The sequence below is a fragment of the Streptosporangium sp. LJ11 genome, assembly GCF_051918945.1.
Taxonomy (GTDB): Bacteria; Actinomycetota; Actinomycetes; order Streptosporangiales; family Streptosporangiaceae; genus Streptosporangium.
Window position 1 is genome coordinate 495,337 of the sequence record NZ_JBPXMB010000001.1, and the last position, 21,286, is coordinate 516,622.

General features: G+C 71.0%; 20 protein-coding genes and 1 tRNA gene. 13 read left to right on the forward strand and 8 right to left on the reverse strand.

The genetic code is table 11. The features are described 5' to 3' along the window. Positions 1 to 36: 36 nt before the first annotated feature. Positions 37 to 987, forward strand: a complete 951-nt coding sequence (locus ACTOQ3_RS02235) for a hypothetical protein (protein ID WP_440081691.1) — start codon at positions 37 to 39, stop codon at positions 985 to 987. Between the two features lie 222 nt (positions 988 to 1,209). Then, positions 1,210 to 1,758, forward strand: coding sequence for a DUF4240 domain-containing protein (locus ACTOQ3_RS02240; RefSeq protein ID WP_440081692.1), 549 nt, complete (start codon positions 1,210 to 1,212; stop codon positions 1,756 to 1,758). Between the two features lie 97 nt (positions 1,759 to 1,855). Here the strand turns inward: ACTOQ3_RS02240 and ACTOQ3_RS02245 are convergent, their stop codons facing one another. Continuing rightward, positions 1,856 to 1,993 (reverse strand): hypothetical protein, encoded by a 138-nt coding sequence (locus ACTOQ3_RS02245; protein WP_440081693.1) that lies wholly within the window; start codon positions 1,991 to 1,993, stop codon positions 1,856 to 1,858. A gap of 251 nt (positions 1,994 to 2,244) precedes the next feature. On the opposite strand from ACTOQ3_RS02245, the gene ACTOQ3_RS02250 reads away from it, so the two are divergent. Both ACTOQ3_RS02250 and ACTOQ3_RS02255 read left to right on the forward strand, forming a co-directional pair. After that, complete coding sequence (locus tag ACTOQ3_RS02250; protein ID WP_440081695.1) at positions 2,245 to 3,663, forward strand: toll/interleukin-1 receptor domain-containing protein; 1,419 nt, start codon at positions 2,245 to 2,247, stop codon at positions 3,661 to 3,663. Continuing rightward, positions 3,663 to 5,456 (forward strand): SPFH domain-containing protein, encoded by a 1,794-nt coding sequence (locus tag ACTOQ3_RS02255; protein WP_440081696.1) that lies wholly within the window; start codon positions 3,663 to 3,665, stop codon positions 5,454 to 5,456. Before ACTOQ3_RS02250 ends, ACTOQ3_RS02255 begins: the two co-directional genes overlap by 1 nt. Before the next feature lie 152 nt (positions 5,457 to 5,608). Here the strand turns inward: ACTOQ3_RS02255 and ACTOQ3_RS02260 are convergent. The 4 genes from ACTOQ3_RS02260 to ACTOQ3_RS02275 form a co-directional block, all read right to left on the reverse strand. After that, positions 5,609 to 5,682, reverse strand: a tRNA-Lys gene (locus ACTOQ3_RS02260). Positions 5,683 to 6,093: 411 nt separating this feature from the next. After that, complete coding sequence (locus tag ACTOQ3_RS02265; RefSeq protein ID WP_440081698.1) at positions 6,094 to 6,489, reverse strand: OsmC family protein; 396 nt, start codon at positions 6,487 to 6,489, stop codon at positions 6,094 to 6,096. Between the two features lie 87 nt (positions 6,490 to 6,576). Then, complete coding sequence (locus ACTOQ3_RS02270) at positions 6,577 to 6,861, reverse strand: hypothetical protein (protein ID WP_440072370.1); 285 nt, start codon at positions 6,859 to 6,861, stop codon at positions 6,577 to 6,579. A 61-nt stretch (positions 6,862 to 6,922) separates the two neighbouring features. Continuing rightward, positions 6,923 to 7,915 carry an NADP-dependent oxidoreductase gene (locus ACTOQ3_RS02275; RefSeq protein ID WP_440081763.1) on the reverse strand — a complete coding sequence of 331 codons (993 nt, stop codon included), beginning with the start codon at positions 7,913 to 7,915 and terminating at the stop codon, positions 6,923 to 6,925. A gap of 629 nt (positions 7,916 to 8,544) precedes the next feature. On the opposite strand from ACTOQ3_RS02275, the gene ACTOQ3_RS02280 reads away from it, so the two are divergent. Both ACTOQ3_RS02280 and ACTOQ3_RS02285 read left to right on the forward strand, forming a co-directional pair. Beyond that, positions 8,545 to 8,925, forward strand: a complete 381-nt coding sequence (locus ACTOQ3_RS02280) for a phage holin family protein (protein ID WP_440072369.1) — start codon at positions 8,545 to 8,547, stop codon at positions 8,923 to 8,925. A 4-nt stretch (positions 8,926 to 8,929) separates the two neighbouring features. Next, positions 8,930 to 10,378 carry an aromatic amino acid lyase gene (locus tag ACTOQ3_RS02285; protein ID WP_440081700.1) on the forward strand — a complete coding sequence of 483 codons (1,449 nt, stop codon included), beginning with the start codon at positions 8,930 to 8,932 and terminating at the stop codon, positions 10,376 to 10,378. A gap of 10 nt (positions 10,379 to 10,388) precedes the next feature. Here the strand turns inward: ACTOQ3_RS02285 and ACTOQ3_RS02290 are convergent, their stop codons facing one another. Beyond that, positions 10,389 to 11,378, reverse strand: coding sequence for a LacI family DNA-binding transcriptional regulator (locus ACTOQ3_RS02290; protein ID WP_440081701.1), 990 nt, complete (start codon positions 11,376 to 11,378; stop codon positions 10,389 to 10,391). Between the two features lie 213 nt (positions 11,379 to 11,591). On the opposite strand from ACTOQ3_RS02290, the gene ACTOQ3_RS02295 reads away from it, so the two are divergent. The 7 genes from ACTOQ3_RS02295 (at position 11,592) to ACTOQ3_RS02325 (ending at position 18,036) form a co-directional block, all read left to right on the forward strand. Further along, positions 11,592 to 12,548 (forward strand): amidohydrolase, encoded by a 957-nt coding sequence (locus ACTOQ3_RS02295; protein WP_440081702.1) that lies wholly within the window; start codon positions 11,592 to 11,594, stop codon positions 12,546 to 12,548. A 166-nt stretch (positions 12,549 to 12,714) separates the two neighbouring features. Beyond that, positions 12,715 to 13,242: a cysteine dioxygenase gene (locus tag ACTOQ3_RS02300; RefSeq protein ID WP_440081703.1), complete on the forward strand. Its 528-nt coding sequence runs from the start codon at positions 12,715 to 12,717 to the stop codon at positions 13,240 to 13,242. Between the two features lie 101 nt (positions 13,243 to 13,343). Then, entirely contained in the window at positions 13,344 to 14,384 is a 1,041-nt protein-coding gene (locus ACTOQ3_RS02305) for an ABC transporter substrate-binding protein (protein ID WP_440081704.1), read from the forward strand. A 1-nt stretch (position 14,385) separates the two neighbouring features. Beyond that, entirely contained in the window at positions 14,386 to 15,252 is an 867-nt protein-coding gene (locus ACTOQ3_RS02310; RefSeq protein WP_440081705.1) for an ABC transporter ATP-binding protein, read from the forward strand. After that, entirely contained in the window at positions 15,249 to 15,998 is a 750-nt protein-coding gene (locus ACTOQ3_RS02315) for an ABC transporter permease (protein ID WP_440081706.1), read from the forward strand. The genes ACTOQ3_RS02310 and ACTOQ3_RS02315 overlap by 4 nt, the downstream gene beginning before the upstream one ends. Positions 15,999 to 16,055: 57 nt before the next feature. Further along, positions 16,056 to 16,373, forward strand: a complete 318-nt coding sequence (locus ACTOQ3_RS02320; RefSeq protein WP_440081707.1) for a hypothetical protein — start codon at positions 16,056 to 16,058, stop codon at positions 16,371 to 16,373. Next, positions 16,366 to 18,036 carry an FAD-dependent monooxygenase gene (locus ACTOQ3_RS02325; RefSeq protein WP_440081708.1) on the forward strand — a complete coding sequence of 557 codons (1,671 nt, stop codon included), beginning with the start codon at positions 16,366 to 16,368 and terminating at the stop codon, positions 18,034 to 18,036. The genes ACTOQ3_RS02320 and ACTOQ3_RS02325 overlap by 8 nt, the downstream gene beginning before the upstream one ends. Positions 18,037 to 18,119: 83 nt before the next feature. On the opposite strand, the gene ACTOQ3_RS02330 is transcribed toward ACTOQ3_RS02325, so the two are convergent. Together ACTOQ3_RS02330 and alsS are read right to left on the reverse strand one after the other, a co-directional pair. Then, positions 18,120 to 19,217, reverse strand: a complete 1,098-nt coding sequence (locus ACTOQ3_RS02330) for a glycerophosphodiester phosphodiesterase (RefSeq protein WP_440081709.1) — start codon at positions 19,215 to 19,217, stop codon at positions 18,120 to 18,122. 269 nt (positions 19,218 to 19,486) lie between these two features. Next, positions 19,487 to 21,184 carry an acetolactate synthase AlsS gene (gene alsS / locus ACTOQ3_RS02335; protein ID WP_440081710.1) on the reverse strand — a complete coding sequence of 566 codons (1,698 nt, stop codon included), beginning with the start codon at positions 21,182 to 21,184 and terminating at the stop codon, positions 19,487 to 19,489. Positions 21,185 to 21,286: the final 102 nt, after the last annotated feature.

The window sequence follows — 21,286 nt, forward strand, 5'->3', positions numbered from 1 at the left end:
GGATCCGCAGGGATCGCGGGAGCGCTCCTCCTCGCGATGGCCATGGGAGTGAGCGTCCTCGGCGCACCCGCGGCAGCGGCCGCCCCCCTGCCGACCGCGCCCTGCGACAGCGGCGGGGTGACGGCGGGCGACACGGAACTGGCCGCCACGCTCAACGGCCGGCTCGCGATGAAGATGCGCGGTCACCTGGACGGCTACCGCGTCTCCTGCGCCCGGGCGGTGGTCGCGGCGGTCCGCGCCCGCGGGCTCCCCCGGGAGGCGGCGGTGATCGCGATCACCACGGCCATCGTCGAGACGGGCGTGCGGAACATCAACCGGGAGGTGGACCACGACAGCCTGGGCGTGTTCCAGCAGCGGGCCACCTGGGGCAGCGCCGCCCAGCGGCTGGACGTGCCCTGGGCGACCGGCGCGTTCCTCGACAAGATGCTCCGCAAGTATCCCGACGGGTCCTGGCGGACGGCGGTGGTGGGTGACGTCTGCCAGCGCGTGCAGGTGTCGAAGTATCCGGAGCGGTACCAGCCCCAGGCGGCGGACGGACAGCTGATCGTCTCGTCGCTGTGGTCCGAACCCGGCGTGCCCCGCGCCCAGGTGATCGCCCGGGCCAAGACCTGGAAGCCCGCCACCGCGCAACGCGTCCCCTACAGCCAGACCAAGAAGCACGGCGGCTACCGGACCGACGGCTCCGGCTACGTCTCCATGACCCTCGGCCTGGCCAAACCCGGACCGATCACCACCGCCCTGGCCACCAGCGCCCACACCCGCCCCATCAAGATGACCGACCTGCTCCAGGGCGACCTCGTCATCGACCCCATCGGCGGCAACACCGCACGACAGGTCGTCATCTTCGACCGGTGGGCCGACGCCGGACGCACCTCCTACTGGGCCTACCAGCAGCGCTCCGGCTACGGCACCGACCACCGCGTCGTCAAACACGGCCTCACCACCGGCACCCAGTTCCGCGCCTACCGCCCGGTGAGGATCCAATGATCCGGACCATCCGCTGATCTGGAACAGGAGCCCGGTCGCGCCCGTGACCGGGCTCCTCGACGGCTCACGGCATGACCGCGGTACAGGTGGCCAGCCGATCCGACCATCGCCACGCGTCCATGAGAGCGATACCGGCTCAGGCTCGCCATCGCCCAGGCTGAGCCGATTGTCGGTGTCGTCTGGTTGTGTGAGCGGCACAGATCACCGGGTCGGTCATGAGAGGTGGCGACGGACGTGAATGGTCAGCGGCTCCCCGTGGGGGACGAGAAACGTTTCTGGGACCTGGTGGAGGCGGCCTGGGCGCCGTTGGGGGTGGAGGTCGATCAGGCACGACGTGCGCTGGCGCATAGGACGCCCGTACCCGGCGAGGACCTCCACGGCAAGCCACCGCTCGCCGTGGTCGAAGCCGCTCTGGAGAGGTTCCTGGGTAACCTCACCGCCGTCAGCGAGGGGTTGCCTGCGGACGAGTTGGCAGATCTTGATCGGGTGGTCGAGAGGAGGCTCCACGACATCGACCGCGCGGACATCCACGCGGTCACCGACGGTTCCGATGACGGTTTCCTCTACGCACGCGGCTTCATCGTCGCGCTGGGCCACGACTTCTACACCGCGGTGGCAGAAGACCCGAAGAAGGCGGTGCTGGACGCCGAGTGCGAGGAGATGTGTTACTTCTTCGCCCACCTGCACCGCGAGCGCCACGGAGCCTTTCCGAAGACCGGGTCGGGCATCTCCCGCGAGTCGTTCTCGAACCCGGCCGGCTGGTCCGGCTGATCCGGTACGCGCCCTTTTGGGCTCATTCGACCAGATCTACCTCCGGGTCTTCCGAAGGCCGGCGACTCTTCCCCGGCATCGAACATGCGAGGTGATCTCACTCGGCGAATTTCACGAGAATCACCAATAGCGTGGCGCCAGCCCGTTTCCGACCGAACAATTCATCGGCCGGGGTGATGATTCCGGCCTGCTCCGGCACGCGGGACGCCCCGGACGCGGGCGGTGCCCAGATCATGCTCCTCGCCTGGCAGAGGGCAAGGAGTCCAGAGGCCCAGAGGATCATCCTTCCCGGGCCGAAATAAGCCGCTTATATGGTCAAATGCGACGAAAGCGAAAATTTTCACGATAACCGGAAAGGTGGCAAAGCCCCACTACCTGGATCGATGGTTTACCTCCTGGAAAACAGTATCCGACCGCTACCTTTCACCAGTAATCTTCGTAAGGCGGTCCGTGGTCGCAGATTTCCTCGCAGAGGAGGGTCGTCAATTGATCGACGTTTTCATCTCCTACGCCCGCGAGGACGCCGAATGGGCCGGAAAGCTGGCCGAACGGCTCGCCCGCCACGGGGTGAAGATCTTCTTCGACGAGTGGAGCCTCCTTCCCGGAGACGTGGTCGTGCACAAGGTCGACGCGGCCATTCGCGAGTCGCGCAACGGGATCGCGATCGTCAGTCCCGCGTCCGCCGCCTCGCCCAGGGCGCTCGAGGAGTACGCGGCGCTGGCGCGGGCGTCGGCCACGCGCGGCCTGCGCTTCATCCCGGTCCTGATCGGCGAGCTGCCCCTCGCGCCGTCCACCGAGAACCGGGTCTGGCGGGACTTCCGCGACGTGAGCGGGCGCCGCTACGAGGAAAAGGTCGCCGAGCTCGCCGCCGCCGTCCTGGGACTGGAACCGGAGGTCGGCGGCCCCGTGCCGTGGGAGAACCTGTGGGCGGGGCTCCCGTCGCGTCCACGGCCCGTCACCGAACCCGACCGGCACCGGATCGTGATCTGCTACGTGGCGGCCGACGCGGAGTACGGGCGGCGGCTCGCGGCCCAGCTCCATGCGGCGGGGCTCCCGGTCTGGTCACTGAGCGATCTCCGGCCGGGCGACGAGGAGTTCTGGGTGATCCGGCGGCAGCTGCGGCACGCCATCGCGGTGATCGTGCTGATGTCCCCGCAGTCCCAGGAGTCCGACGACATCACCCGCATGATCCTGGAGGCCCGGGCGTACGGGCGGACGTTCTTTCCGATCCTTCTGCTGGGCGGCCGCAACTACCACCTGGCCGCCACGTGGTACGTCGACGCCCGCGACGGCCGGCTCCTCGGCGGGGAAGAGCTGGCCATGCTGGCCAGGCTGCACGAGGCCGACGCGGCGGGCAGCCCCCTGAACCCGGTGGAGGTGTTTCCCACCCCGCCGGCCCGGCCCACCGCGCGGGCCGTACGGGTCCCCGGCGCGGTCTCGCTCCACCGACTCGACGCCTACCTCGCCGAGGGTGAGCTCGGGTACGCGGACCTGCTCACCACCGACCTCCTGCTGGAGGCGGCGGGCCGCTCGGCCGAGGGCTGGATGCGTGAGAAGGACGGCGGCGGGCTGTCGTCGGAACTGCTGGCGGGGGTCGACGCGGTGTGGGCGGAACGCTGCCACGGGCGGCAGGGGTTCGCGGTGCAGTCGAGCCTGGCGCGGGTGCGCCGCGGGACCTACTCGGAGTTCCTGGAGCTGGCGACCGAGTGCGGCTGGTGCGACCCCGAGGACGGCGCCGCACCGGGCGACTACCGCGGCTTCGCGGAGCGGGGCGGCGGGCGGATCGGCTTCTTCCCGACCCTGCGCAACCCGCAGAACGAACGATACGTGGACTGGTACGACCAGTGGGCCGAGACCGTGCTGGCGGTCCACCTGAGGTCTCGCGCCTGGGAGGGCACACGGTGATGGCGATACTCCTCGTTCTCCTGGTGTTATCGGTGATCGGCGCTTACATCTGGTGGGCGGGCCGCGTGGTGGTGGAACCCGACCACGTCGGCCTCGTGCGCCGCAGGATCGGGCGCCGGGACCGGAAACACCCCAAGATCACGCCGTACGACATGCGCGGCCCGCAGGCCCGCACGCTGCCTCCCGACTCACCGAGCTGGCTGCTGCCGTGGGTCTACACGGTGGAGTCCGTGCCCTGGACGCACGTCCCCGCGGGGATGATCGGCCTGGTCGAGGCGCATGCGGGCGCGAAACGACCGCGGGAGCGGCGGCTGGGCCGCCGGGTCGACTGCGACGACTTCCAGGACGGTCAGGCGTTCCTGTGCGGCGACGGCGAGCAGGGCCCTCAGGTGGACGTGCTGACCGGGGGTCAGTCCTACTACATCAACACCGACCTGTTCACGGTCACCCTGGCGCCGTGCACCTACGTACCGCCGGGCACGGTGGGGTTGGTGATCGCGAACGCGGGCCGGGTCCGCCCGCCGGACCAGTCGTTCGGGCGGCACGTCGACTGCGACAACTTCCAGGACGGCCAGGCGTTCCTGGACGGGCACGGAGAGCAGGGCAGGCAGCTCGCCATCCTGCCCGGCGGCACCTACTACGACATCAATCCCGCGCTGTTCCAGGTGATCACCGTGGACAACCACGAGAGTTCCCGGGACGGCCTGACCCCCGCGCACCTCCACGAGATCGCCATCCCCGTCGGCTACACGGGCGTGGTCGTGACCCTCGAAGGCGCCGCACCCGCCCGGCGGGGAGAGGACACGGTGGGGCCGCGCGTGATGGGCCACCACGGCTTCCGGCGTCCGTGGGTGTTCCTCGAGCGGGGAGGAACCTTCGGCGTACAGGAGGAGACCCTCGGCGAGGGCATGCGCTGCGCGCTCAACCCGTGGTTCGTGCGGGTGGTGCTGATCCCGACGAGGGAGCTGATCCTGGAATGGAAGGTCAAGGGCGACTCCGAGGCCAGAAACTACGACGCCGAGCTGGAACAGATCACGGTCACCATCCAGGGGCACAGGGTACGGGTGAAACTGAGCCAGACGTTGAAGATCCCGGAGGAGGCGGCGCCTCGGCTGGTCAGCGCTTCCGGCGGCACCGACCACTCCGGGCTGGGCGGCCTGGTGCACGACCCGCTCCCGGTGCAGCGTTTCGTCGAGAAGGTGCTGGGCTCCGCCGTCGTCTCCTACTTCAGCGGGATGGCGGCGGCGAGCAATGTCGGGGAGTTCATGCAGAAATGGGCCAAGGCCCGCGTTGAGCTCGCCTCTCAGGTCCGCAAGGCCCTGGAGGCCAGGGGTGTCATCGCGATAGCCACCAACCTGGAATCGTTCGAGGCCGACGACCCGGTGCTCAACGAGGAACTCCAGCGGCAGGCCGCCCTGGACCTGCGTGTGGAGAGGCTCGACGCGGAACGCATGATCGTGCAGGCCGAGGACGAGATGGACGGGGTCCGGATCAACGCCGACCGCAGGCGCGTGGTGCTCGAGCTCGAAGCCGAGATCGCCATCCTCGGCCGGGAGAACGTCGCCATGATCCGCATGATCCGCGAGATCGCCAAGATGCCGGTCCCCGACTACATCGGCGGAGACGTCGGCAGCTACGTGGAGGCCCTGCCGATCCACACGGTGCAGAATCTCATCGGCCGCCTGCGGACACTGCGCAGCGATTACGAGGTGACCGCGGAGCCGCCCCAGGAACTGGTCTCCGAGGACGGCGCGGAGGCCCGGAGGGTGAGATCCGACCACCACATCGACTGACCGGGCCGAAACCGGTGCTCGGGGCGCGCTCGACACCGGTCATCGGCCGATCGGCCCGGTACGGACCGGGGTGAAAACCGGTACGGACCGGGGTGAAAAACAGACCAGCGCGTCCCGCGATGTGATCGGGAACGCGCTGGTCTGGATTGTTGTGCGCCGCCAGGGACTCGAACCCCGGACCCGCTGATTAAGAGTCAGCTGCTCTAACCAACTGAGCTAGCGGCGCTTGCAACGGAGGTAACTCTAGCAGCAGCTTCAGCGCGCTCGCACCCCGGTTGATCCCGGCAGGCCCCGGTCCGTTTCCTGGAGAAACCGGACCGGCCGGACGCCGTCCGGCCCTCCACAGGCTCGGGGCCGGACAGTCCCCCAACTGTCCGGCCCCGGCCTCTTCGCGGGCTTTGCCGTCGTCTCCCCCAAGACTTCGGCGGCTCCGCTCAGGAACGCGATCCCCCTCGCGTTCTTATCCGGTGAAAAGTCTCTGCAACGCTCCCCCCGGGCTTCGCAGACCCCTCGACCTGCAACAACACTACCTAGCCAAATGTAACGGGCGCGTCATCCAAAGGTTGATTTTGCGCCTACACCCAACCTTGACCCGGTATCACCGAAGCGCCGTCAGCGGGCCGCCCGGTGGGGACCGTCAGGGAAGTTCGAGGTTGATCTCCATGTTGTCCCTCAGAGCCCGGCTCACCGTGCAGTACTTCTCCTCGACGCGGTGGGCCACGGCACGGAGGACCTCGGCGGCCTTCTCGTCCCCCTCGGGCAGCTCCACGTCGTAGGTGATGGTGATCGTCCCCAGTTTGGACGACTCGACCTTCTCCGCCTGGACGGTCATCGCCAGGCGGGTCATCCGATGGCCGCGCTGGGCCGTCAGCGGCTCCACGGTGACGATGTTGCAGCCGCCGAGCGCCGCGAGCAGCAGCTCGACCGGGGTGAACACCCCCTGCTCGTCACCGCCGCCCATGGCGACCTCGGCTCCGCGATCGTTGCGCGCCACGAACCCGTCGTCGGTCCGTTCCACTCTCACCTGTGCCATGGCGTTCCTCCCCCTGAATCTGCGGATCACCCTACAGAGGCCCGCGAAGGGAGGAACGCCCGGGTGAGGCCGAGAACGAGGCCGGCCTCAGGCCTCTGGATGTTTGGACAGGTAATCGATGTAGAACGGCCGCAGTGCCTCGCCCAGTTCCCCGTGGCCCGAGGCCATCGCGTCGCTGAGCAGGGCCGAGACCCGGCTGAGGTCGTTGGTCGTCTGGTCCTCGTTCCCCGCGGACGCCTCCGCCGCGGGAATCAACGTGAGCAGCTCCCACAGGAAGCCGAGATCTCCGTGGTGCACGGCGTAGTGGACCGCGCGATCATGCAGTTCCTGGGCCGACAGCGACTCAAGCTCGTCCGTTTCCAACAGACCCACCCCCTCACGCCCCTTCTGCCCCGAGAATATGGCCATCATGCGCAATTGACGGTATGCACCGTCAGGGCACCAGCCGGACCAGCATCTTTCCGGTGTTGGCCCCGCGGAGCATGTCGATGAACGCCCGCGGGGCGTTCTCCAGGCCGTCGACCACGGTCTCGGTAAAAGTGATCTTGCCCTCGCGGAGCCAGGTGCCCACCTCGGCGATCATGTCGGGCAGGCGCGCCTGGTGGTCGAACACGATGAATCCGCGCAGGGTGAGCCGCTTTCCCACGGTCAGGCCCATGTTTCTCGGGCCGGGGACCGGCTCGGTGGCGTTGTAGGAGGAGATCGACCCGCACATCGCGGCCCTGCCGTACGTCCTCAGCTCGTCGATGGCCGCCTCCAGGTGCTCGCCGCCGACGTTGTCGAAGTAGACGTCGATCCCTCCGGGGGCGGCCCTGGCGAGTTGCTCGCGGATCTCGCCGTCGCGGTAGTTGAAGGCGGCGTCGAAGCCGAGGTCGCTGATCAGGTGGGTCACCTTCTCCCGTGACCCGGCGCTGCCCACCACGCGCGAGGCGCCCTTCAACCGGGCGATCTGCCCGGCCATGCTGCCCACCGCGCCCGCCGCGCCGGACACGAACACCGCCTCACCCTCCTCGAAGCGGGCGATGTCGAGCAGGCCCACGTACGCGGTGAGGCCGGTCATGCCCAGCGCGCCCAGGTAGGCGGAGAGCGGTACTCCGGGGATCTCCTCGACCTTGCGGGCCTCCTTCGCGTCGAGGACGGCGTACTCGCGCCAGCCGTATCTGTGGGTGACGGTGTCTCCGGGCGCCAGGCCGGGCGCGCGTGACACGACGACCTCACCCAGCGCGCCGCCGTCGAGGGGCTCGCCGACCTGGAAGGGCGGGATGTAGGACTTGCCCTCGTTCATACGCCCCCGCATGTACGGGTCGACGCTCATGAAGAGGTTGCGGACGAGGATCTCCCCTTCGGCGGGGGCGGGCGGCTCGACCTCCGCCGTTTCGAAGTTCTCCGGAGCCGGCCACCCCGAGGGCCGCGACGCGAGCCGGATCTCCCTGGAGACCGTACGTCCCTCCCCGCTCGGCGTACGACCGGTGGTCCCCGTTCCCGGCTCGGGTCCTGTTCCCGGCTCGGGTCCTGTTCCCGGCTCGGGTCCTGTTCCCGGCTCGGGTCCTGTTCCCGGGGCGGGGCCGGGCCGGGGAGGGGGACCGGGCTTGGGCGGGCCGGGCTTGGGCGGGGGGCCGGGTTTGGGGGGCGGGCCGGGCTTGGGGACGGAATGGGCCTCGGTTCCGGTTCCGGGCGCTGTCCTGACTCCGGCGGACGGCTTCTCCGGTCGGCCGGTGAATGATCGGGCGTTGGACATGATGAGGTCCCCTCGGCGATTCGTGCTCCTCACCTGGGACTTTCCCATCCGGCGGCGTTTCTCCACGGCGGGGAGCGGCGCACCTGACATGATCTCGCCACTTTCATGACCGCATACGGTCACGGATGCGAAACTTTCCGTGGCGGCCGGGCCGGCTCACCGTCCCGGCGATCGTGGCGGCCGCCGCGTCCTCACCGCCCGGGGTGACGGGAGCGGTGGACACGCGGCCGACCGGAAAACACCTGTTATGCGTATATATCCACATCCGGGGTGCGAACCTACCGTCCATCCAGCTATCCATGCGAGGATCCCGAAACGTGAAAGTAATCATCAAAATATTGGTCGTAGCAGCCGCTCTGTGGGCGGCGACCCGGTTCGTGGACGGCATCACGGTGTCCGCACAGACCCCGGTCAAGGAGATCGGCACGCTCATCGCCGTCGCTCTCGTCTTCGGGATCGTCAACGCGGTCCTGAAGCCGATCATCGCGACGCTCGGCTGCGCCTTCTACATCCTCACGCTCGGCCTGTTCGCCCTGGTGGTCAACGCCGGGCTGCTCCTGCTGACCAGCTGGATCGCCGGCGAGCTCTCGCTGCCCTTCCACGTCGACGGCTTCTGGGCCGCGTTCTGGGGCGCGATCGTCGTCGGCCTGGTCAGCTGGCTACTCGACCTGATCCTCGACGCGATCGTCGGCGACTGAGCCGATGACCGTCGTCCTTGACGGCGTCCACCTGACCTGCGAGCAGGTCGACCGGGCGGCCCACGGCTCCGGGATCGCGCTGGGCTCCACCGGCCGTGCGGAGACGGCATGGCGGATGGCCGGCCTGCTCAACGGGCCCGTCTACGGCCGGACCACCGGCGTGGGCGCCAACAAGGAGGTGGCGGCCGAGGACACCGGCCTGGACCTGCTCCGCAGCCACGCGGGCGGCGCCGGACCGGCGATCGAGACGTTCCGCGCCCGCGCCACCCTCGTGGTCCGCCTCAACCAGCTGCTCGCCGGCGGCTCGGGGGTCGATCCCGCGCTCCTGCCGGTGCTCGCCGCCGCCGTCAACCGCGGCCTCACCCCGCCGATCCGCACCTACGGCGCCATCGGTACCGGCGACCTGACCGCCCTGGCCACGACCGCGCTCTGCCTCCTGGGCGAGCTTCCCTGGACCTCGCCCTCCGAGGACGTACGGACCGGGGCGCGGGGCGAAGACACCGGGACCGAAGCCGGGAACGGAGGGGGGAAGAACGTGGAGGGCGGCCCGCCCGGGACGCGGGCGGGAGATCCGGTGCCCAGGTTCGCGCTCGCCTCCGGTGACGCGCTGCCGTTCATCAGCTCGGGCGCGGCGACCCTGGCGGACGCCGCGCTGGCCTGTCACCGCCTGGGCGTCCTGCTGTCCGCCGCCACGGCGGTCGCGGCCCGCTCCTTCCGGGCGATCGAGGCCTCGCTCGAACCGCTCTCCCCCGTCGTGCAACGCGGCCCCGAGCAGACCGAGGTCGCGACCGCGCTGCGGGCGCTGGTCGGCTCCACCAGCCCGCGCCGCGTCCAGGACCCGTACGGCTACCGCGCCTTCCCGCAGGTCCACGGAGCCGTCCTCGACGCTCTGGGCCGGGCGGAGCGGACGATCGTCGAGGAGATGAACGCGGCTCCGGAGAACCCGCTGATCGCCGACGGCCGGGCCTGGCACAACGGCAACTTCCACTCGGCACGGGTCGCGCTCGCCCTCGACGCCCTGCGGGCCGCGCTCGTGCAGACCGCGACGCTGAGCGCCGCCAGGCTCGCCACCCTGAACGATCCGGCCCATACAGGCCTGCTCCCCTTCCTGGCCGAACGTCCAGGGCTGTCCGGGGTCATGATCCTCGAATACGTCGCGCACTCCGCGCTGGCCGAGCTGCGCCACCTGGCCGCGCCGGTCACCCTGGGCGGCGCCGTGCTCTCCCTGGGCACCGAGGACCACGCGAGCTTCACCCCGCAGGCGGCCCGCTCCGCGCTCGCCGCCGCCGAGCCGCTGGAGATCGTCCTGGCGTGCGAGCTGGTGGCCTCCGTACGGGCCCTGCGGCGGCGCGGCCTGCCCTGCGACCTGCCGCTCGATCCCGCGATGGAGGACCGTCCCCTGGACGCCGACCTCGACGCGGCACGCGGGCTCCTGCCCGGCCTCGTTCCCTGAGACCTGCGAGTCAGCCGACCGAGCCGCGCTCGCGGAGCTGGGGTGCCTGGACGATGCGGCGGCGACGCGTGTTGCCGTCGGCGGCCGCCACCACGATGCGGACGGCGGCCCGGACGATGCCGTCGATGTCCCAGTCGACCGTGGTCAGGCCGGGGGTGAGCAGGCCCGACATGGGGTGGTCGTCGTAGCCCATCACGGACACCTCGAACGGGATGCCCAGCTTCCGCTCGGTCGAGGCCGCGTAGACGCCGTAGGCGATCGAGTCGGCGAAACAGAAGAACGCCCGGTGGCCGGCGTCGAGCATCTCGCCCGCGACCTGGGTGGCGGTGCCCAGCGACTGCGAGGCGGTGACCATCTCGATGTCCAGGCCCAGCCGCCCGGCCTCGGCCAGGACGTGCACGTCGGCGGGCCGGTCGGGGGTGCTGGCCCGCGTCGAGGTGAGGACGGCCAGGCGCCGGTGGCCCCGCCGGCGCAGATGCTCCAGGGCGAGGGTCACCCCGGCACGATTGTCGAAGACGACCTCACCCGCCGTACGCGCCCCGGCGAGGGCGTCGCCGATCGACACCACCGGCAGTCCCTCGCACAGGTCGGCCCAGAGCGGCGCCGCGGGGTCGACCGGTTGCACGATCAGCGCGTCCACCCGCTGGTCACGGAGCTGCCTGGCGAGCGTGTTCTCCCTGGCCGGATCTCCCGCGGCGTCCAGGATCAGGGCGTAGCGGTCGTTGTCCTTGAGCGCCCGGCCGATGCCGACGGCCAGCGCCTGCTGCCAGAGGTCCTCCAGGGAGCCGCAGAGCAGGCCGATCATCCCGGTCCGGCCGCTGGCCAGGGCGCGGGCGATGGGGTCGGCCTCGTAGCCGAGCTCGGCCGCGGCCTGCCGCACCCGCTCGATGGTCTCCTCCGACACCTGCATGCCGCGCAGGGCGTACGAGACGGCGGCGGGCGACAGACCGGTGGCCTTCGCCACCTCACGTATGGTCGCTCGTTTCCGGGGCTGGGGCATCCGACCAGCCTATTCCCCGGGGCCTTCGAAGGCGCGTTCCCCGCGCGATCGGCGGCGTCGCGGGACATCGGGAGGTATTGACACGAAGCCAGGTGAAGCGGTTCACTGAAACGGTTCACTGAACCGTGTCACTGTTGGATGTGGCGAGGTGAAGGCGTTTACCCCTATTCTAGGTAGGTAATACCCCGAAGGTGCGAAAGGAGGGGACCCGTCGTGACCGTCGACGTTCACCAGCATCTGTGGACGCCCGCGTTCGTGGACGCGCTCAGACGTCGCACGACCGCGCCCCGGCTCGACGGCTGGACCCTCCACCTGGACGGCGAACCCGCCTACGAGGTCGACCCCGCCGACCACGACCTCACCGGTCGCCTCGCGCTGAACTTGGGGCTCGACCTGGCTCTCGTGTCACTGTCCAGCCCGCTCGGCATCGAGTCGCTGCCCCCCGACGACGCCTGGCCGATCATCGACGCCTACCACGAGGACGCCCTCGCGCTGCCCGCGCCCTTCGGCGCCTGGGCGGCGACCTGCCTCAGCGAGATCGATCCCGCCAGGCTCGCCAAGACCCTCGACGCGCGAGACGGCGTACAGAACGACGCGAAGGACGCGAAGGACGACGGCGGCGCGCGGGGCGTGGGGCCGGGGTTCGCCGGGCTCCAGCTGCCCGCGACCGCCGTGCGCGACGCCGTCGGCCTGGCCGGGGTCGCCCCGCTGCTCGACGTGCTCACCGAGCGCGACCTGCCGCTCTTCGTGCACCCCGGCCCCGCCACCGAGCCGGAGGGGCCCGGCTGGTGGCCCGCCGTCGTGCCGTACGTGCAGCAGATGCACGCCGCGTGGTACGCCTTCGCCGCCTTCGGCCGGGCCCGCCACCCGCGCCTTCGGGTCTGCTTCTCGCTGCTCGCCGGGCTGGCCCCGCTCCACTCCGAGCGCCTGGCCAACCGGGGCGGCGAGGGCCGGGGACAGGTCGATCCCGGCCTGTTCCTGGAGACCTCCTCCTACGGCCCGCGCGCCATCGACGCCATCGTCCGCGAGCTCGGCGTCGACATCGTGGTCAGCGGCTCCGACCGGCCCTACGCCACCGCACCCGACCCCGCGCTCGGCGACGCCGCCTGGCACGCCATCGCGGTCACCAACCCGAACCGCCTGCTGAACGGAAAGGAGTCGCGCAAGTGAACCAGTACCAGGGCCGCGAGAGCTGTGCGCTCCCGGCGAAGAGAGCCGTGAGCGAGCGGCGCACCCGAGCCGCCGGGCCCGCCGGCCGCGCCGGTCACGCCGGTCATGTCGGTCGCGCCGGGCGAGTGGCCACCGCGGGCTTCGGGCCGTCCGGCGGTGAGACCTCATGAGCTACATGAGCTACGAGGCCCTGCCCGCCCGCGCCCTCGACCGGCGCGAGCTCCTCGACCTGGTCAACGATCTGGCCGCCGACCCGTCCACCTGGCAGGACCAGGTGGAGTTCCCCGAGGAGGGCGGGCGCCACTTCGCCTCCCTCTACCGCGACTCCCACGTGGACGTCTGGCTGCTGTGCTGGCGTCCCGAGGACGACACCGGCTGGCACGACCACGACACCTCCTCCGGGGCGGTCCGCGTCGTGGCCGGGACGCTCCTGGAGTGCAACCCCCGCATCGGCGGCGAGCACCTGGAGACCGTGATCTCGGAGGGCGAGTCCTTCTCCTTCGGTCCCGACCACATCCACCGGCTGACCGGCGCGGTGCACGGCAGCGTCTCGATCCACGCCTACTCGCCGCCGCTGTGGCGCCTGGGCCAGTACTCCATCAGCGACAGCGGCGTGATGCGCCGCGTCTCGGTGAGCTACGCCGACGAGCTGCGCCCCATGGACGACGCCGAGCGGATGGTCGAGGTCGCCTGAGGGACGCGGTTTCCGTTGAAAATTTGACAGAAAGTCATCCCGGACCGTTGCCGGATTTGATCAAAAACGCTTTGATCAAATCTGGTAACGGAAGGGGACCTGTGAACATCCCGACGATCGTCCGCGGCTCGCTGGCAGCCTTATGCCTCCTGGTTGCGAGCGCGTGTGCGAACGCCGACACCGGCAGCACCTCCGCGACGGGCTCCGGCGCGCCGTCCGCGCCCGCGGCGGCCACGAAGATCACCTATCTGACCTCGTTCAACGTCTTCGGGCGCGACGCCTACGCCTATGTCGCCCTGGAGAAGGGATATTTCAGGGACGCCGGGTTCGATGTCACCATCAGACCCGGCAGCGGCACGGCCGACTCCCTCAAACTGATCGCGAGCGGCCAGGCCGACTTCGGGATCACCGACCTGACCGGCTCCATCGTCACTCTGGCGGGGCAGAAGCTGCCGGTCACCGGCGTGGCGGCGATCCAGCAGCGGTCGCTCACCGCCGTCATCGCCCTCGAGGGCTCGGGCATCGCCGCGCCCAAGGACCTGGAGGGCAAGAAGATCGCCGACCCGCCCGGCTCGGCCGTGAAGCTCGTCTTCCCCGCGTACGCCAAGGCCGCCGGGATCGACCCGGCCAAGGTCACCTTCGTCCCCGCGCCGCCGCCGTCGCTCCCGCAGCTGCTGTCCTCGGGCAAGGTCGACGCCATCGGCCAGTTCGTGGTGGGCAGGCCGACCATCGAGCAGGCGGCCCAGGGACGCAAGGCCGTGGTCCTGCCGTACAGCGACCACGTCAAGGAGATGTACGGCAACATCCTCACGACCACCGCGAAGATGGCGGCCGAGAAGCCCGAGGTGGTGACGAGGTTCCGGGACGCCCTGCTCAAGGGGCTGGAGTATGCCGTCGACAACCCCGACGAGTCAGGAAAAATCCTGAACAAGTATCACCCGACCCAGAACCCGGTCACCGCGGCCGCGGAACTGAAGGAGATGGCCGCCTTCGTACGGCCGTCGGAGGCCGGGGTACCCGTGGGTGCGCTGGACGAGAGCCGTGTGGCCGCCGTCATCACCATCCTCGAAGACGCGAAGGTGATCCAGTCCGGTTTCAAGCCCTCCGACATCGTCACCTTCGGTCTGGCCCCCGGATCCTGACATGATCGAAATATCGGATCTGTCCTGCGTGTTCCCCGGCAGGGCCGGACCGGTGACCGCGCTGGAGGGAATCGGCCTGCGGGTGCGCGAGCACGAGTTCGTGGCGGTGATCGGGCGCTCGGGTTGCGGGAAGTCGACGCTCCTGCGGCTGATCGCCGGTCTCATCCCGGCGACCGGCGGGGAGGTGCGGGTCGCGGGAGAGCCGGTGACCGGGCCCCGTCCCGATGTCAGCCTCATGTTCCAGCGGCCCGCCCTGCTCCCGTGGCGGACGGTCCTCGGCAACGTGCTGCTGCCCGTGGAGTTCCTCGGCAGGTCGAAGGCCGCCCATCTCGGCCGCGCGCGCGAGCTGCTGCGCGTGGCCGGGCTGGAGGGGTTCGAGAAGCGGCTCCCGCACGAGCTGTCGGGTGGCATGCAGCAGCGGGTGGCCCTGTGCCGGTCGCTGATCTGCGAGCCGAAGGTGATGCTCATGGACGAGCCGTTCTCCGCGCTGGACGCGCTCACCCGCGAGGAGCTCTCCGCCGAGCTCCAGCGGATCCGGGCGGAGAGCGCCGCCACGGTCGTCCTCGTCACCCACTCCATCGAGGAGGCGGTACTGCTCGCGGACCGGGTCGTGGTGCTCAGCCCGCGGCCCGGCCGGGTCCGGGAGATCGTGGAGATCGATGTGCCCCGGCCGCGCTCCCTCGGCCGCGACGCCCACGCGGAGCGGCTGGCCGGGTACGGCGCGGAGCTGCGCTCGCTGCTCGCCGAACCGCTCGGCGAGCAAACCGGCGAACAAGACGGCGAGCGGACCGGCGAACAGAGCGGTGAACGGGCCGGTGAGCCGGCTCCGGGCTCGTCCGGGGAACCGACGGGGAGAACCGCCGGATGAGGGTCTGGGTGCTTCCCGTGGTCGGCGCGGCACTGACCGTGGCGGCCTGGTGGCTGGCCACGGTCGCCTTCGACATCGCGCCGTACGTCCTGCCCGCGCCTCCCGACGTGCTCGCCGTCTTCGGTGAGCACGGCGGCTACCTGATCGACCAGACCTGGGTGACGCTGGTGGAGACGCTGCAGGGGTACGCGCTCGCCGTGGTGGCGGGCGCGCTGATCGCGGTCCTGATCGCCACGTTCCGGATCGTCGAGGAGAGCGTCTACCCGCTGCTGATCGCCGTGAACGCGGTGCCCAAGGTGGCCGTCGCGCCGATCCTGGTCGTGTGGATGGGGTTCGGCCAGCTCCCCAAGGTGGTGATGGTCTTCCTCGTCTGCTTCTTCCCCATCGTGATCTCCACGGCCACCGGCCTGAGGTCCACCCCGGCGGAGTTCGTCGAGCTGAGCAGGTCGCTCCGGGCGAGCTGGTGGCGCCTGTTCCTCCAGGTGCGCTTCCCGCACGCCCTGCCGCAGATCTTCGTCGGGCTGAAGGTCGCGATCTCGCTGGCCGTCATCGGCGCGGTGATCGGTGAGTTCGTCGGCGCCCAGGCGGGGCTCGGCTACGTCATCGTCCAGTCCGGCGCGAGCGCGGACACCGCGCTCGCGTTCGCCGCGATGGTCCTGCTCGGCGCGATGAGCATCGCGCTGTTCTACGTCCTGGTCGCGATCGAGCACCTCCTGTTGCCGTGGGCGCGCGAGACCACCGCCTGAACCCGGCTCTCCCGGCAGGCACCCGCCACATCATCCGAGTCGACACGGAGGTATCCGATGAGTGATCCAGAAGCGGACGAGACCGGGCTGGGCCCGGTGGGCCAGCACGTCGTCTTCGAGAACGAGCTGGTCAGGGTATGGCAGATCGAGCTGGAACCGGGCCAGACCCAGCCCCTGCACCGGCACGACCACCCGTACCTCGTCATCGCGGTCGAGGGGGCCCTCAACGTCATCGAGACCGCCGACGGGCAGCTGATCGACGCGCCGGAACCGCGCGGCTCGGTGATTTTCAGAGATCCGGGCGCGGTGCACAAGCTGACGAACGTGGGAGAGACGAGATACGTCTCGCGCCTGGTGGAGCTGAAGAATGGCTGACCGCCCGACCGCCGGCGAGCGGCCTGTCCCGGCCTCCGGCGAGCGGTCCCCGTCGGCCGGCGGTGAGCGGCCCGCTCCGATCGTCGTGGCCGGCGCGGGTCCCGTGGGGCTCGTCACCGCGCTCGGGCTCGCCCACCACGGCCTCCCGGTCGTGGTGCTCGAGGAGGACGAACGGCTGTCCCCGGACACCAAGGCCGGCTCGCTGCTCACCCGCAGCCTGGAGATCCTGCACCGGTACGGGGCGCTGCCCCCGGTGCTCCGCGCCGCGCTGCGCGTCGACGAGATCGGCGAGTTCGAGCGTGCCACGGGCCTGCCCAGGTTCCGGGTGCGTACGGACGCGCTGGCCGGGGACACCCGGTTCCCGTTCCTCGCCAACATCCCGCAGCACCACCTGGAGCCGGTGCTCCGCGACGAGCTGGAGCGCAGGGTGCCGGGCGCGCTGCGCATGGGACACCGCGTGACCGGTTTCCGGCAGGACCCGGACGGGGTGGAGGTGACCACCGAGACGGCCTCGGGGCCGCGGGTGATCCGCGGGTCGTTCCTGCTGGGCTGCGACGGCGGGCGGTCGTCCATCCGGGGGGCGCTCGGGGTGACCGTCGAGGGCCGGACGCTGGAGGAGCGGTACGTGCTCGTCGACCTGGAGGTCGACCTCGACATCGACACCCCGCGCGACTATCCCTACCTGGGCTACTTCTCCGACCCGGAGGAGTGGGTGGTCGTGGTGCGCCTGCCGCACTGCTGGCGCTTCGTCTACCCGCTCAAACCGGGCACGCCGGAACCGGACGAGGCGGAGCTGCGGGACAGGGCGCTGCGCTTCCTCGGGGAGGTGGGCCCCTCGCGGCTGGTGGGCTGCAACGTCTACCGCGTCCATCACCGGATCGCGAGCCGCTGGCGTGACCACCGGGTCTTCCTGCTCGGGGACGCCGCCCACCTGATCACGCCGATGTGGGCCCTCGGCCTCAACACCGGGGCGCTGGACACCTCCAACCTGGCGTGGCGCCTGGCGTGGGTGCTGCGGGGGTGGGCGGACGACCGGCTGCTCGACGGGTACGAGAGCGAGCAGCTGCCGGTGGCCTCCCTGGGCTCGGGCAAGATGGCCGAGGCGGCCCGCGCCGTCATGGCCCATCGCGGTGCGGACGCCGCGGCCATGACGGAGGGCGGCTGGGGAACCGCCCAGACGCGCACGCTGCTGGGCGTGCGGCTCGACGTGGACGGCACCGGCGACTGGGGCATGGTCAAGACCGGTGACACCCCCGCGCCGGTGCGGCGCGGTGACCGCGCCCCGGACCTGCCGCTGTTCGGCCCCGCCGGGGAGGTCCACGTGCACGACCTGTGCGCGGACTCCTTCGTGGCGCTGTACTTCACCGACGCCCGGCGGGCTCCCCTGGTTCCGCCCCCCGACTCGCCCGCGCTACGGCAGTACGTGGTCAGCAGGTGGGACGTGCCACCGGGCTCGGAGCTGCGTGACCGGCTCCTGCTCGACCCCGGCGAGCGGGTCCGCCTGCGGTTCGGCGTCCCCGACGACACGCTGGTGCTGGTGCGGCCCGACGGGCACATCACCGCGATCAGGCCGTTCGCCCCCCGGGGAGGCGAGGGCCTGGCCGAGGACCTCTACACGGCCGTCACGGACAGGCCGCCGCCGGCCCCCTCCCCCGTCCGCTAGCCGCGTTCCCGGCCCGCACGGGGTCCCGCGTCGCGAGACCCCCGTGCGGATCGCCGTACCCGGGTGATCGGGGCCGAGGGGTGCTAGAAGACGCGCTCCCTGACGGCGTTGGCCATGCCCGGGTCGTCGGCGAAGACGCCGTCGACGCCGAGGGAGTAGAGCCTCTCCAGCCAGCCCATCACGTTGCCGGTGGCGCGCGGGTAGGCCGGGCTCGCCGGGTTGCCGAACCGGAAGTCCACCGGGAGCTGCGAGTTCTCGTTCCTGACGGTCCAGGTGTGGACCTTCAGACCGGCCCGGTGGGCGTCCCGGACGAGCGGGGTGGGCGGCAGGAGGCGTCCGTCGGGGCCGGCGGGCACGATCCGCCTGGTGTCGACGCCGACGCCGTCCGCGTAGCTCGCCACGTCGCGGAGCCCGGCGGGGGCGACCATGGTGTCGTAGGTGCGCGGGTCTCCGGCGGCGACCCAGTCGTACGGGGCGCCGGTGGCGGTGATGAGCTGGATCAGCGGCAGCTTGGTCCGCTTGCTCAGCTCGCGCAGGTTGGCGGTCTCGAAGGACTGGATGAAGACCGGGTCCCGGCTCCCGCGCCAGCCGTGCCGGCCGAGCACGTCGAGCAGCGGCTCCTCCAGGGAGAGGCCGATGGAGTCGAAGTAGGTCGGGTGCTTGGTCTCGGGGTAGACGCCGACCCCGCTGCGCTTGGCGAGCGCGACGACCTCGTCGAAGGTCGGGATCTCCGCGAGGCCGTTGAAGGCGGTGTTGTCCGGACGCAGGTCGGGAACGCGCTCCTCGGCCCTGAGCGTCTTCAGCTCCGCGAGCGTGAAGTCCTCGGTGAACCAGCCGGTGATCGGGGTGCCGTCGATGGTCTTGGTCGTCCGGCGCGCCGCGAACTCGGGGTGGTTCTCGACGTCCGTGGTGCCGCCGATCTCGTTCTCGTGCCTGGCCACCAGCACGTGGTCCTTCGTCGAGACCAGGTCGGGCTCGATGTAGTCGGCGCCGAGCGCGATCGCGGTCTCGTACGAGAGCAGGGTGTGCTCGGGCCGGTGCGCGCTGGCGCCCCGGTGGGCGATGACGAGGGGTTCGCGGCCGCGCGGCTCGGCGGTGGCGGGTTCGGGTTGTTGCAGCACAACGGCGACGGTACCGGTCGCGAGGACCGTCAGCGCCGCGGCCAGAAGCCTACGGATCATGTTCAGGAACGTAGGCCGCTTGGATGACCATTGGAACAACGACTCGCGAAGGGAACGGGACGTGCGGGCGGCCGATGGTCCGCGCCGCCCCGGAGGGCGGGTCCGGACCTCCCGGGCGCCTCCGGCCTCCGGCGGGCGGCGGGGCCACCACCACCGTCGCGGTGCGCGAGGAAGGCGCGCACCGGCCCGTCCAGGAAGCCGTGGTGTCCACGGTGTCCATGATGTCGGTGGGCTCCGTCCATCGCGCCGTCACCTCTCCCGGGAGGATGTCACTCGAACGACTCCAGGTGCAGAACCGCCCCGAGGCTCTCGTTGTCGCCGTAGTCGACCGGCACGTCGACGACGACGGGACCCGGCGTGTCGAGGGCCCGGCGGAGCACCGCGGGAAGCTCGTCCGCGCAGGTCGCCCGCATCCCGGCCGCGCCGAAGCTCTCGGCGAAACGCACCGTGTCGATCGGGCCGAAGTCGACCCCCGACGTCCGCCCGTACTTCAGCCGCTCCTGGAAGGCGACCATGTCGTAGGTGCCGTCGCGCCACACCAGATGCGTGAGGTCGGCGCCGACGCGCACGGCGGTCTCCAGTTCCATGGCGGAGAAGAGGAAGCCCCCGTCGCCGGAGACGGACACCACCTTGTGGCCCGGCCGCACCAGCGCCGTGGCGACGGCCCGGGGCAGTGCCACACCGAGCGTCTGCTGGCCGTCGGAGAACAGCAGGCCGCGTGGCCGGTAGGTCCGGAAGTGACGGGCCATCCAGATGTAGTGGGAACCGACGTCGCAGACCACGGTGGTGTCGTCGTCGACCGCCTCGCGCAGGGCGCGGACGATCCGCAGGGGATGGATTCGGCCAGGACGGGATTCGGCGGGCGCGGTGTCCAGCTCGGCGAGCCTGGCGCGCAGCCTCGCGACACGGGCCGCGGCGCCGGGTGCGAGGGCCAGCCCGTCCAGCCGGTCGGCCAGTGCCGTCACGGTGGCCGCCACGTCGCCGCGCAGCTCGACCGACGGTCGGTAGTGATTGTCGATCTCCGCCGGGCAGTCGTCCAGGTGGACGATCTCCGGTCCCACCCCGGGGCCCGGGTTCCACAGCCCGGGGTCGTACTCGACATGGTCGTACCCGACGGCGAGGACGAGGTCCGCCTGGCCCAGCGCCTCGTCTCCCGGCTGGTTGCGGAACAGGCCGACCCTGCCGAGGAAGCGTTCCTCCAGCTCCCCTCGCGGCACCACCCCGGCGGCCCGGAAGGTCTCCACCACCGGCAGCCCGGTGCGCGCCATCAGGCCGCGCACCGCCTCGGCCGTGACCCGGTCGCCGGTCCGGGCCCCGAGCAGCACGACCGGCGTCCGGGCCCGCCTGACGGCGTCCGCGGCCCGGTCGACCGCCTCCGGAGAGGCGGGCCCGAGCCGTGGCACGTCCGGAGTCCCGGCGGGGGACTCCGTGGTGGCGTCACCGAGGAGGTCCTGCGGGAGGATGACGGCCACGGCCCCGCGGGGCGAGGTGGAGGCCGCCCGGTAGGCGTTCGACACGACCTCGGGCAGGGCCGCCACGTCGTCCACCTCCCAGGTGGACTTGCAGACCGCCCGGAGCAGGCCGGCCGAGTCCATCGACCGGTGTGTCCGCTTCAGGCGGCCGGCGCGGGGCGCCGCCCCGGCGAACGCGACGACCGGGTCGCCCTCCGTGGTCGCCGTCGCCAGGCCCGTGGCCAGGTTGGAGGTGCCGGGCCCCGAGGTCACCAGCACCACGCCGGGCCGCCCGGTGAGCCGGCCGGCCGCCGCCGCCATGAAGGCGGCGTTCTGCTCGTGCCGGCACACCACCAGCCGTGGCCCGGCGTCGACCAGGGCGTCGAACACCGCGTCGATCTTGGCGCCCGGGATCCCGAAGACGTACTCGACCCCCGACCTCTCCAGGCAGTCGACCAGCAGATCCGCGCCGGTGGCGGGGACCCGCCTCACGAGCCGTCGCGCCGTCGCGACCATGTCCGCCTCCCCGTCCACATCGCGGGGAGCCCCGATGACACGGGGTTGTCGTCGCGAAGAGAGTCGCAAAGAGAATGGAATGACGGCCACCCCGGATCCGGG